An 11,477-nucleotide genomic window follows, 5' to 3' on the forward strand; every position below is an offset into this window, starting at 1 on the left:
TGACAAGGAGAGAACACGTGACCAAAGTAACAAGACGCAGCCTGCTGAAGGGCGGGGCTGCCTTTGCGGCGGGCACCACCCTTGGTGCCCCCATGATCTGGGCGCAAAACATCAAGGATGTGACATTGCGCCAGTTTGGCACCGGCGTGTCAAATCTGAACGATGTGGCCAACAAGGTGAAGGAAGACCTTGGTTTTACGCTGGAAATGACCGCGCTGGACAGTGACAGCGTGACCCAACGCGCAGCCACCCAGCCCAATAGCTTTGATATCGCCGATATCGAATACTGGATCTGCAAGAAGGTTTGGCCCACCGGTAACCTGCAAGCGATGGATACCTCCAAGATCAAGAATTACGACAAGATCGTTGGTATCTTCCGCAGCGGCAAGCTGACGCCTGAAAGCAGCATTGCCCAAGGCACCGCGCCGCATACCGTTGGCTTCACCGACGGCCCGGATGGCACCGGCTTTGTTGATCATGAATCCGGTTGGATGACGCTGATCCCCACCATCTACAACGCCGATACGCTCGGCATCCGCCCGGATCTGATCGGGCGGCCCATCAACAACTGGCATGAGCTGCTGAACCCTGAGTTCAAGGGCAAGGCGTCGATCCTTGATATCTCCTCCATCGGGATCATGGACATGGCCATGGTTGTCGAAAGCATGGGCGAATACACCTATCCCGACAAAGGCAACATGACCCGCGAAGAGATTGATCTGACGATGAAAATCTTCACCGAGGCCAAGCGGAATGGCCAGTTCCGCGCCTTCTGGAAATCCTTCGATGAAAGCGTGAACCTGATGGCCTCGGGCGAGGTTGTGATCCAATCCATGTGGTCCCCGGCGATCACGGCGGTGAAATCCAAAGGCGTGGAATGTGTGTATCAACCGCTTGAGGAAGGCTATCGCTCATGGGGCGGTGGCATTGGCCTGTCTTCGGCGCTGACCGGGTTGGAGCGCGACGCGGCCTATGAATACATCAACTGGTATCTCGATGGCTGGGTCGGTGGCTACCTGATGCGGCAGGGGTATTACTCGGCGGTGCCGGAAACCTCGAAGAACTACATGTCGGAGAACGAATGGGGCTATTGGTTCGAGGGCAAACCCGCCACCGACACCATCACCTCGCCAACCGGCGATGCCCTGGCCCAGGCCGGTGACGTGCGCGACGGTGGGTCGTTTGAGGATCGCATGGGCGCTGTCGCCTGCTGGAACGCCGTCATGGATGAAAACCAGTACATGGTCCGCAAATGGAATGAGTTCATCGCGGCCTGATACTCAAAGGGATGGGGGCAATTGCTCCCATCCTGCCGCCCTCCCGAAAGGCTCAACATGCTGAAAAATAACACCTTTATTGGGTGGTTGATGGCCCTGCCGATTATGGCGGTGCTTGTGTTCTTTCTGGTGTTGCCCATCGCGATGATCGTCATGGTCAGCTTCTGGAAGGCCACTGAATTTTCGATCATCCCGGCGTTTGACCTTGGGAATTACGAATTTCTGTTCGGCTCCAACGTGACCTACCGCGTGTTTTTCAACACGTTCAAATACGCCTTCTTGACTTGGGTCTTTACCCTGAGCATCGGGTTTACCGTTGCCTACTTTCTGGCGTTCCACGTCCGCAGCCAAACATGGCAGATCGTCCTGTTCCTGCTCTGCACAATCCCGTTCTGGACCTCCAACATCATCCGCATGATCAGTTGGATTCCGTTTCTGGGGCGCAACGGGATTGCGAATTCAACGTTGATTTCATGGGGCGTGATTGATCAGCCGCTGGATTGGCTGTTGTTCAGCGATTTCGCGGTGATCCTCGCCTTTGTTCATCTTTACACGCTGTTCATGGTGGTTCCGATTTTCAACACGATGATGCGGATCGATACATCGCTGATCGAGGCCGCGCGCGATGCGGGGGCCTCCGGCGCGCAGATCCTGTGGAACGTGATCATCCCGCTCACCAAGCCCGGCATCATGATCGGCACGATCTTTGTGGTCACTTTGGTGATGGGTGATTTCATCACCGTGCGGTTCATGTCGGGGTCGCAATCGGCCAATGTCGGGCGGCTCATTTCCAACGATATCGCGCTGCTGGCCTATCCGTCTGCGGCGGCCACCGCGGTGGTGCTGTTGCTCACCGTGCTGCTGGTGATCGGGGTCATGCTTCGGTTCGTCGATATCCGCAAGGAGCTTTAAAATGGAACCTCGCCCCCGCTCTTTTTACCTGCTTTCAGCGTTCTTCGCGCTGTTCCTGCTGTTCCTTTACGGCCCCACGATCACAATCGCGATCCTGTCGTTTCAAGGCCCCGGCGGCGGGCTGACCTTCCCGATGCAAGGCACGTCGCTGCATTGGTTCCGCGACCTGTTTGAACAGCAGGCGGTGGGGGATATCTGGGGCAGTTTCCGCCGCAGCTTTGTGCTTGGTTTGATGGTGATGGTCACTACGGTCATCCTTTCGGTGATGGGCGGGCTGGCCTTTCGCAAGAAGTTCAAAGGCTCCAGCATTCTGTTTTACCTGATCATCACCTCGCTGGTGATCCCGTCGATCCTGATCTCGCTGGGCGTTGGGCTGATCTTTTCGCAATCCGGGCTGGAGGTGCATTGGTCGACCTCGGGCTTTGGCGCCCAGCTCACCTGGACGCTGCCCTTTGGCCTGTTGATCATGTTCGCCGTCTTCAACCGGTTTGACAAAAGCTATGAGGAAGCGGCGCGCGATTTGGGGGCGACCTCATGGCAAACCCTGCGATACGTGGTGCTGCCCATCATCAGCCCCTCGCTGATTGGCGTGGCGCTGTTCGGCTTCACGCTCAGCTATGATGAGTTCGCGCGCACCTTGCTGACATCGGGCAGTTACAACACCCTGCCATTGGAAATTTTCGGGATGACAACCAATGTAACAACCCCGGTGCTCTATGCGTTGGGGACGCTGACAACCGTGTTCTCGCTGCTGATGATCGGCCTGTTCCTTTGCCTCGCGCTTTGGAGCACACGGCGGAAGGCGCGGGCCGGGTCGGATGCGGGCAAGGGCATGCTGTGATCGTTCTGATCAACCCCAACAGCACCGTGTCGATGACCGAGGCCATGTTGGCAACAGCGCGTGAAACCGCCCCCTCCGCCCGGTTCGAAGGCTGGACATCGCATGATGGCCCGCCTGCCATTCAAGGGGAGGCGGATGGGCTTCTGGCCGAAAAGCCGTTGTTGCGGCTGGTGGCGGATGCCTCTGCCCAAGGGGCCTCGGCCATCATCATCGGGTGTTTTGATGACCCTGCGCTGCTGAAAGCACGGAAAATCGCAAGCTGCCCGGTGATCGGGATCGGCCAAGCCGCCTATCATCTTGCGGCGCTCGCGGGGGGGCAGTTTTCGGTTGTGACAACGCTCGATGTTTCGGTTCCCATTCTGGAGAAGAACATCCACGCCTACGGGCTGGGCGGGCAGTTGAGCAAGGTGCGCGCCTGCGGTGTTCCCGTGCTGGCGCTGGAGCAAGACCCCATTGCAGCCACAAACCGGGTTGTCGCGGAGATCGAAAAAGCGGCAAACGATGACGGCATTCAAACGGTTGTGCTTGGGTGCGGCGGCATGGTCGATATTGAACAGCGCTCGGCCCGGATATCCGGCATTCGCCTGATCGATGGAGTGCGCGCCGCCGCCGCGTTTGCCAGCCAGTTTTAGCGCGCGGCCCACGCCCCTAAGGGGGTGAAGTTAACCCCGTCGCCGGGACCCCCTGAGCAAACCGGGGGTCAATTCGCATCGGGTTTCGCAGGCCCGCGGATCACCGTGAACAGGACGTAGGCGACCAGCAAGGCCGCAAGCGCGAGGAGTATAGCGCTGGTCGGACGCTCGATGAAGATGCTCAGCCCATCGCGCGAGATCAGCAGCGAGCGGCGGAAGTTGTTTTCAAGAACGGGGCCGAGGATCATGCCGATGATGATCGGTGCCAGCGGATAATGCGCACGGCGAAGACCGTAGCCGATAGCGCCGAAAACCAGCATGACCCAGAGATCGAAGACCGAGTTTTGAAGCGCATAGGTGCCCACGGTCGATAGCAGCAGAACAATCGGCAACAACCACGCCTTAGGCAGTTTCAACACGCTCCCGAAGAATGGCACCAGCACGATGCCCGCGACCAGCAACACGAGGTTGCCGACCAGATAGGCGATGAAGATGCCGCCGGCGATGTCGGCGTTGTTGCGAAACAGCTCAGGCCCCGGAAAGAACCCCAGCAGGAACAGCGCGGCCAGCAGAACGGCGGTCGATGCGTCTCCGGGGATGCCGAGTGACAGCGATGGAATGAGCGCGCCGCCACAGGTGCCGTTGTTGGCCGCTTCGGTCGCCACGACACCGCCTTCAGCGCCCTCGCCGTAGCCGTCTTCCGGGCGCGCTGTGCGCTTGGCAACGGCATAGGAAACGAACGCGCTGACATCGCCGCCCGCGCCCGGGATTGCGCCAAGGAAAGTGCCGATAAGCGCCGAGCGCACAAGGTTAACCTTATGCGCTGTGATCAGCCTCAGCGCGCGAAAGGAGATGCGCAGTTTCTGGATTTGCGGGCTGTCCAGCAGCTTGCCGCCTTCGATCTGGAAAAACACTTCGGAGAGGGCGAAGAGGCCCACCACCACGGGCACGATATGCGGCCCGCTTGTCAGGTTGAAATTGCCGAACGTGAAGCGGTAGGCGTTGGTGAATTCGTCGGTGCCCATGGTTGCAATCGCCAGTCCGAAAGCGCCGGCGATCATGCCCTTTATGGCCGACCCTTCGGACACGATGGCGATGGTCAGCAAGCCCAGAAGCGCCATGGCGGTATATTCCGGCGGTCCGAATTTCAGGGCGAAGGCCGCAAGGATCGGAGAGAAGAACAGCAACACCAGCCCGGCCAGCAGCCCGCCGAGCGCGGACGCGGTGATGGCCAGTCCGATCGCGTCTTGCGAGCGGCCTTTTTGCGCCATTGGGTAGCCGTCAAACAGGGTTGCGGCGGCCAGCGGTGTGCCGGGAATGCGCAGCAGGATGGCCGAGATCGAGCCACCCGCCGAGCCGCCCACATAAATGGCGATCAGCATTGCCATTGCCGGGATTGGCGGCAGGTGAAACGCCACCGGCAGCAGCAGCACGATCCCCATCAGAGGCCCGAGGCCGGGCAAGACGCCAATGAACAGGCCCGCGATGATGCCCGCCGCCGTTAGCACGATGGCCTGCCATGTCAGGAAAAGCGGCGCGCCCTGGACGAGAAGATCGAACATCCGGTCAGCCGAAACCTGTTATTTCGAAAATGCCGACCGGCAGGACAACGTTCAGCAGCCCCTGAAACACCGCCGCCGTGACCAGCGACATCACGACGCCTCCGGCCAGTGAAGCAAGGCGGCCAACGCCGAACAGGTTCAGCAGCAGCGCCATGAGCACCGGCGTTGTCAGGTGATAGCCGAGGTAGGGCAGGGTCAGCAGGTAAAGGACGAAACACCCCGAGACCACCAGCGCCAGCCGTGTTGTCGCGGTGGGCGTGAGCGGTGAGCTATTGGCAATGCGCCCCAGCATAAGGCGGCCTGCATTCAAGATCGCGAGGCCCAATAGACCCCAGGCGATCATGCGCGGAAAGAGCGCCGCATTCTCCATCGGGCCGCCCTGTGCAACGCCCTGATCGGCCAGCGAGGTTGCGCTTTGCCAGAAGATCACCAGCGGCAGGGCAAGAAACAGGGCCCAGACGATCCAGTCATAGGCAAAAGGCTTGATCCGGTTCATTCCCCCTCCCGTCCGTTGCAGGAAGACGGCCACGGAAGGCCGCCTTCTTGTGGTATCTTGTGCATTGCCGGATCAATTGGCGAGGTTTTCCTTTTCCCAGGCAATCGCATCAATGCCGCCCTGCAACTGCTCGGTCACCGGGCCAACGATCTCTTCGTATTGCTCAGGCGCAAAGAGGGTTGGCACATAGCCCATGTCCAGCAGCTTTTGCTGGATAGCTTCGTCGTTCACCACCGCGCCCATGGTCTCTTGTAGCCGGGCGACGACATCGGCGGGCGTGTCCTTGCGCACCAGCCACCAGTTCCAGCCCATCGGTGACAGGTTGCTCATGCCCATGTCGATGCCCGAGGCCCCGATCAGCGGCGCGCCGTCATAGGTGGCCGAGGAGCGGTCGAGGGTGGACAGCACCGCAAGGATTTTCACGTCGTCCTTGTTCACCTTGTAGACGCCGGGGTTGATCACGATGAAATCGAGGATGCCGCCGCGCAGATCGCGCACCGCGTTGTCGATTTCGGGATAGGGCACCAGCTGCGCCAGCGCGTCGGCCTGCTGCATCACCTTGGCGGCGACCATGTGCGGCAACGCCCCTGCCGTTCCGGGTGAATACCGCAGATCGCCGGGGTTGGCGGCCGCGTGATCGAGCAGGGCGGCGATGTCGGCGAAGCGCTCTTCATCGGCGCGCACGGCGATGGCAAAGGCGTTGGACGTGGCCGACCACAACGGGGTGAAGTCGGTATAGGTCCAGTCGGCGTTGCCCTGCATCGGCTGCAACACCAGTGGCGCAACATAGCCATCAAACAGGGTGTAACCGTCAGCGGGCTTGGACAGGGCGGTTTCGAAGGCCTTCACCCCGCCTGCGCCGGGCGTCGAAACCACCGAAATATTGACACCAAGCTTTTCGCCCATCGCGTCGGCAATTACCTGGCTCGCGGCCATGGTGGCGCCGGGCGCCCAGGGGTAGATGCTTTCGATATTGCGTTCGGGGAATTCGGCCATCGCGGGGCCAGCCACAACCGCGGCGCCAAGCGCGACGGCTGCGATCTTGTTAAAAAGTGTCATGAAGTTCCTCCCTTTTGGTCCGTGTGGAAGCGTCGAGGCCGTACCACCGGTACACCTCCTCGGGCGTGTCGTGCTCTTGTAAAACGGCGATGCATCGCGCGCGCAGCCGCGCGGCGATCTCGGGGGCGTCGATGGGGCATTCCTGGGCGGGATCACCGACCAGATCGTATAGTCGTGTGCCTGTGTCGTCGAAGCCCAGACCGTCGTTCATTGGTACACGGGGCGCGTCTGGCAGGGCCGCTATCGACAGGACCGGCACGCCCTTGGTGAAGTTGAACCCCGGCGACAGTTCGGCGGTCTTCAACTCTGTGACAGAAAACTGGCCGTTCATGTGCTGTGGCGCGAGCGTGTATTCGCGCAGGCCCGGCGCGCGCCAGTCGTCGGGGTAATGGTAAAGCACATGCGCGCCGTCCGTCATCCCGATCGGCCCCCCGAAAACGCCAAAAACCGCGATATTGCGGCCCTCGGCGGCGGGCTGTGCCAGCACATCCGCCAGATCCTGCGAGCGGGCTTCGGGCGGCACTGGCGCACCGTGCAGGCCAAGGATCGTTGGCATCAGGTCGGTGGTTTGGGTCAGCGCATCGGTGCGCTGCCCTGCGGTTTGCGGAAAGCGCGGGTCGTGGATGAGCAGCGGGATATGGCTGACTTCCTCGTAATAAGGCATCCGGCATTTGCCCCACCAATCGTGCTCCGACAACAAAAAGCCGTGGTCCGTGGTCAGGATCAGCGCGGTGTCTTCCCACATGTTGTGGGTGTCCAGATAATCGAGCAACTTGCCGAAATAGGCATCGCACATTGCTACCAGCGCGGCGTAGTTGGCGCGGATCGTTTCGATATCTTCCGGGTTTTCCGCCACCCGTTCGTAGCGCGGCCAGTCCAATACCTTGCCCGCCGCCGCATCGTAGGCGGTGTGATAGGTTGCCGGGGCATGAAAGGGCTCGTGCGGGTCGAAACACTCCAGCATCAACAACCAGTCATCCGCGTTGCGGTTCCTGTCCAGAAATTCGAAACCCGAGGCGAAGCACTTTGGCCCCGGAAAATCCGCGTCATCGCGGATCGATTCACGGTTGACCATGGCCTGAAAGCGCTTGCTGTCTCGGGTCATCGGATAGTGACGGTCGTCATACATCTCGCGAAAACGGTCCAGTGGCGGTTGCACCATGGCGACCCATGGATCGTATTCCTGCCCGCGGATGAAATCCCAGCTGTTGAACCGGGTGTGAAACCCCGCGCCGCCGTCTTCAAAGTAGTGCAGGTGATCGCTGACAAGGTGGCTGTAGGTGTCTTGGCGTTTGAGGATCTCGGCGAAGGAATTGTCGAAGGGTTCCAGCGGCCCCCAGCTGCGATGGGTGAAGTTGAGCCGCCCGGTGTGCAGGTCGCGGCGCGCTGGCATGCAGGGCAACGAGCCAACATAGTGCCGATCAAAGGTCATGGCGCGGTTTGCGAAGCGGTCGAAACTCGGCGTTTTGACGGATGCACCGCCGTAAACGCCCATGGCGCTTCGGTTCAAACTGTCAAAAAGTACAAAAATCGTGCGCATTTCTCCCCCTGCGGGAAGGGTGTCACGGCGCTCAAATAAAGAAAAATATATAAATCCGTTGTGGATATAAGTAATATTTATTGATGGAAGCCCTTCTTTTGAACCGCAAGCTCTTGCATTTCGTCTCGGTCTTCGAGAGCGGCAACATTGCCCGTGCGGCGGGAATGATCGGCATTTCCCAGCCTGCGCTCAGCATGAGCCTGCGTCAGCTGGAAGAGGAATATGGCACGGCCTTGTTTCACCGACAGCCGCGCGGGGTGGCGCCAACAGCGGCTGGTGAAGTGCTTTACCGCCATGCGATCAGCATCCGGCAGGGGGCGCGGCTTGCCCGTGAAGAGATCGCGGCAATGGGGGCGGACGGGCTGAGCCGTTTGCGGCTGGGGGCCGGGGTTGCCTGGACCACGACGATGCTGCCCGACGTTTTGGTCGCGTTGCAAGCGCAGTTCCCCGGCATGACGATCGACATGATCACCGGGGTGGGGGACCAGCTTGCCGGGCTGTTCCTTGCCGGAGAGATTGATGTGTTTCTGGCCGCAGGGTCGATCCCGGCTTTGAACGCGCCCGAGATCAAAACCGAATTCGTCGCCAATTTGCCGATGCGAGCGGTGGCGGACAGCGATCACGCTCTGGCGCGGATGGAGCGGGTGACGCCATCCGATCTGGCCGCCTGGTCCTGGGCGGGGTTCTACGAAGACGAAGGCTTTTTCCATCTGTCGCAGCATTACATGGCATTGCGCAATCTGCCCGCGCCGAAAATCGCGATCCGCACCAATTCCGCTGCGGCGTTGACCTCGCTGGTGCGCGCGTCGGACATGGTGGCGGTGCTGATTTCGCCGCTGGCCCGTGCGGCCTGTGGCGCTGGCCTGAGCGACCTTCGCCTGGCAGAGCCCCTTTGGGAGATGCCGGTCAACATCTACTATCGCCAGGTGGCCGCCGAGCTGCTTCCGATCAGGGTGTTTTGTGAACAAGTGCGCGAGAGGATCAGAAATCTGCCTCGCGACCCAGCCCCCAACGGCTGAAAAACCGCCAGCGACGGAAGAGAGGTTGACAGTTAAAATCCGTTTCCTTTAGTTTCCTCACTAAGTTAATAAATAAGGAACGGCCTCTTGAGGAACGGAACCGGCGAAATATTGACCCGCATGCGGGATGCTGGCCCGCTGTCGCGCGCGGAGCTTTCGAGGCAGACGAGAATCTCCTCAGCGGGTGTTACAAAGATCATCGCGCAGCTGCATTCCTCAGGGCTGGTCGGTGAACGTGAGTTGCAAGAGCATTCGGTCGGGCGGCCCCCGGTTGCGCTGCACCTCAACGCCGATGCCTGCGGGGTGCTGGCTATCCACCTGGGGGCAGGGCAAGCGCAGGTTGCGGTGTTTGACCTGATGTTGAATGCTGGCCCCGTCCACTCTGCGAGCTTTGATCTTTCCGACCCTATCGACAGCATCATCGACGTGGCTGTCACCCTGTCGCGAGAGGTGATGCAGGAGGCGCATTCCGCCAGGCTCAAGATCCTTGGGGTTGGCATTGGCGTGCCGGGCAGTGTTGACCCGACGAAGCGGATCAACATCCATTCGGTGCTTGCCGGTTGGAAAAACGTGCCCTTTGCGCAGGCGTTCGAGGCCGCGCTGGGGCTGCCGGTGGTTATCGAACATAACGCCACCGCCATCGCGATGGCAGAGGCGCGCTATGGCGACGGGCGTGAGGCCGAAAGCATCCTTCATCTGTTTCTGGGGCAGGGTCTGGGCGCGGGCTTTGCCCAGACCGGCCCGGGTGAGCGCTGCTCGCCGGTTGAGATCGGGCATGTCGCCGTTAACCCAGGAGGGCCGCCGTGCCGCTGTGGCGGGCACGGTTGCCTGGAGCGCTATTTCTCGGAGAAACCCTTGCGCCAGATCGTTGGCGACCCGGGTATCGCGCGGGCCGATCTGGTGGCTGCGGCGATGAATACAAACGATTGGCCAACGATCTATGAATACCTGCTTCAGACAGTCTCCACCACGGTCACCCTGCTTGGCCCGGAACGGGTTATTCTGGGGGGTGATCTGAACACCGCGCCCGATGCGTTCTTGGAAGATTTCCGGCGGGATCTGGCGCCGCGCGTCATGCCTCAGCAGCGGGAACGGCTGAAGATCGAACGCACGAGCCTGCCCGGGGCGGCAGGTGTTAGTGGTGCTGCCTGTGTGGCGCTTGAATCCTTCTTTTACACAGCCGGTCCAGCATCTTCCCTGAACAGGCTTTACCCGGGCGCAACCGCCTGACCGGACGGAAAAATAAATGAGTGTTGTGAGCGATATAGACATCTCTGAGCCCGGCAAACAGGGGTGGGCGCCGGGGAGCCTTTCCCTGGCGGCCTTGTCGTTTGCCTGCGGGATTGGCCTGTGGTGGGTGGCAACCGTGGCCGGGTTTTCGGAGTTGCCAACCCCTTGGGCGGTGCTGTCGCGGATCATCGAACTGGGCATCGACGGGCAGCTCTGGTGGGATATGTATGCCTCGCTGCGGCGGGTGTTGATCGGTTTTGCGCTGGGGTCGATCCTTGCCGTGCCGGTCGGGTTTTTGATGGGCTGGTACGGGATCGCGCGCGCGCTGATCGACCCGTGGATCCAGTTCTTCAGGGTGATCCCGCCGCTGGCGATCATCCCGCTGGCCATCGTGACCATGGGGATCGACGAGACGCCCAAGATCTTCGTGATCTTCCTGGCCGCCTTCCTTTCGGCTGTCGTCTCGACCTACCAGGGGGTCGTCAGCGTGGATAAAACCTACATCAACGCGGCGCGCGTGCTGGGGGCGAGCGACGGCACGATTTTCGCCCGCGTTGTCATCCCCGCTTCGACCCCGTTCATCCTGGTGGGGTTCCGTATCGGCCTGGGTTCTGCCTGGGCGACCGTGGTTGCGGCCGAGCTGATCGCGGCGCAGTCGGGGCTGGGGTTTCGCATGCAGCAGGCGCAGCTTTACTACGACCTGCCGACCATTTTCGTCAGCCTCGTCGCCATCGGCATTCTGGGCCTGATCATGGACCGCATCGTTGTGCGCGTCGAAGAGCGGCTGACACATTGGCAGGAAAGGGTCTGACCATGGCCGAGCCAAAGATCACCTTTCGTAACGTCTCGAAAGTGTTTGGCGCGGGTGCCAATGCCTTCACCGCGATCAAAAACCTGACGCTCGACATT

The 11,477-nt window shown here is 60.7% G+C and carries 11 protein-coding genes; 7 read left to right on the forward strand and 4 right to left on the reverse strand.

What is annotated here, in order from left to right:
* The first annotated feature begins 17 nt into the window (after positions 1-17).
* The 4 genes from P1U55_RS01260 to P1U55_RS01275 are packed head-to-tail and all read left to right on the forward strand — an operon-like array spanning position 18 to position 3,662.
* The gene (locus P1U55_RS01260; protein WP_301045651.1) at positions 18-1,277 is read left to right on the forward strand and encodes a PotD/PotF family extracellular solute-binding protein; all 1,260 of its coding nucleotides are present in this window, start codon (positions 18-20) and stop codon (positions 1,275-1,277) included.
* A 57-nt stretch (positions 1,278-1,334) separates the two neighbouring features.
* On the forward strand, positions 1,335-2,189 hold the full coding sequence (locus P1U55_RS01265) for an ABC transporter permease (protein ID WP_301045652.1): 855 nt from the start codon (positions 1,335-1,337) through the stop codon (positions 2,187-2,189).
* Between the two features lies 1 nt (position 2,190).
* A complete protein-coding gene (locus tag P1U55_RS01270) occupies positions 2,191-3,030 on the forward strand; it encodes an ABC transporter permease (protein ID WP_301045653.1) in 840 nt (279 codons plus the stop codon).
* The gene (locus tag P1U55_RS01275; protein ID WP_301045654.1) at positions 3,027-3,662 is read left to right on the forward strand and encodes an aspartate/glutamate racemase family protein; all 636 of its coding nucleotides are present in this window, start codon (positions 3,027-3,029) and stop codon (positions 3,660-3,662) included. The genes P1U55_RS01270 and P1U55_RS01275 overlap by 4 nt, the downstream gene beginning before the upstream one ends.
* 68 nt (positions 3,663-3,730) lie before the next feature.
* Here P1U55_RS01275 and P1U55_RS01280 read toward each other — a convergent pair whose 3' ends face one another.
* The 4 genes from P1U55_RS01280 to P1U55_RS01295 all read right to left on the reverse strand — a co-directional run bounded on the left by P1U55_RS01280 (position 3,731) and on the right by P1U55_RS01295 (position 8,319).
* Entirely contained in the window at positions 3,731-5,224 is a 1,494-nt protein-coding gene (locus tag P1U55_RS01280; RefSeq protein WP_301045655.1) for a tripartite tricarboxylate transporter permease, read from the reverse strand.
* 4 nt (positions 5,225-5,228) lie between these two features.
* Complete coding sequence (locus P1U55_RS01285; protein ID WP_301045656.1) at positions 5,229-5,720, reverse strand: tripartite tricarboxylate transporter TctB family protein; 492 nt, start codon at positions 5,718-5,720, stop codon at positions 5,229-5,231.
* A 72-nt stretch (positions 5,721-5,792) separates the two neighbouring features.
* Positions 5,793-6,779: a tripartite tricarboxylate transporter substrate-binding protein gene (locus P1U55_RS01290; protein WP_301045657.1), complete on the reverse strand. Its 987-nt coding sequence runs from the start codon at positions 6,777-6,779 to the stop codon at positions 5,793-5,795.
* Positions 6,766-8,319: a sulfatase gene (locus P1U55_RS01295; protein WP_301045658.1), complete on the reverse strand. Its 1,554-nt coding sequence runs from the start codon at positions 8,317-8,319 to the stop codon at positions 6,766-6,768. Before P1U55_RS01295 ends, P1U55_RS01290 begins: the two co-directional genes overlap by 14 nt.
* A gap of 83 nt (positions 8,320-8,402) precedes the next feature.
* Here P1U55_RS01295 and P1U55_RS01300 point away from each other — a divergent pair, with 83 nt between their 5' ends.
* The 3 genes from P1U55_RS01300 (at position 8,403) to P1U55_RS01310 (ending at position 11,379) form a co-directional block, all read left to right on the forward strand.
* The gene (locus P1U55_RS01300; protein WP_301045659.1) at positions 8,403-9,338 is read left to right on the forward strand and encodes a LysR family transcriptional regulator; all 936 of its coding nucleotides are present in this window, start codon (positions 8,403-8,405) and stop codon (positions 9,336-9,338) included.
* A 120-nt stretch (positions 9,339-9,458) separates the two neighbouring features.
* The gene (locus tag P1U55_RS01305) at positions 9,459-10,568 is read left to right on the forward strand and encodes an ROK family transcriptional regulator (protein ID WP_301045660.1); all 1,110 of its coding nucleotides are present in this window, start codon (positions 9,459-9,461) and stop codon (positions 10,566-10,568) included.
* 16 nt (positions 10,569-10,584) lie between these two features.
* A complete protein-coding gene (locus P1U55_RS01310) occupies positions 10,585-11,379 on the forward strand; it encodes an ABC transporter permease (RefSeq protein ID WP_301045661.1) in 795 nt (264 codons plus the stop codon).
* The last annotated feature ends 98 nt before the right edge of the window (positions 11,380-11,477 follow it).

The sequence above is a fragment of the Vannielia sp. genome, assembly GCF_029212645.1.
In the GTDB taxonomy this organism is placed as follows: domain Bacteria; phylum Pseudomonadota; class Alphaproteobacteria; order Rhodobacterales; family Rhodobacteraceae; genus Vannielia.

Excerpts from the sequence above, each read along its gene's own strand:
- P1U55_RS01265 (WP_301045652.1), top strand. The coding sequence starts at position 1,335 with ATGCTGAAAAATAACACCTTTATTGGGTGGTTGATGGCCCTGCCGATT.
- P1U55_RS01270 (WP_301045653.1), top strand. The coding sequence starts at position 2,191 with ATGGAACCTCGCCCCCGCTCTTTTTACCTGCTTTCAGCGTTCTTCGCG.
- P1U55_RS01280 (WP_301045655.1), bottom strand. The coding sequence starts at position 5,224 with ATGTTCGATCTTCTCGTCCAGGGCGCGCCGCTTTTCCTGACATGGCAG.
- P1U55_RS01285 (WP_301045656.1), bottom strand. The coding sequence starts at position 5,720 with ATGAACCGGATCAAGCCTTTTGCCTATGACTGGATCGTCTGGGCCCTG.
- P1U55_RS01290 (WP_301045657.1), bottom strand. The coding sequence starts at position 6,779 with ATGACACTTTTTAACAAGATCGCAGCCGTCGCGCTTGGCGCCGCGGTT.
- P1U55_RS01295 (WP_301045658.1), bottom strand. The coding sequence starts at position 8,319 with ATGCGCACGATTTTTGTACTTTTTGACAGTTTGAACCGAAGCGCCATG.
- P1U55_RS01300 (WP_301045659.1), top strand. The coding sequence starts at position 8,403 with ATGGAAGCCCTTCTTTTGAACCGCAAGCTCTTGCATTTCGTCTCGGTC.
- P1U55_RS01305 (WP_301045660.1), top strand. The coding sequence starts at position 9,459 with ATGCGGGATGCTGGCCCGCTGTCGCGCGCGGAGCTTTCGAGGCAGACG.
- P1U55_RS01310 (WP_301045661.1), top strand. The coding sequence starts at position 10,585 with ATGAGTGTTGTGAGCGATATAGACATCTCTGAGCCCGGCAAACAGGGG.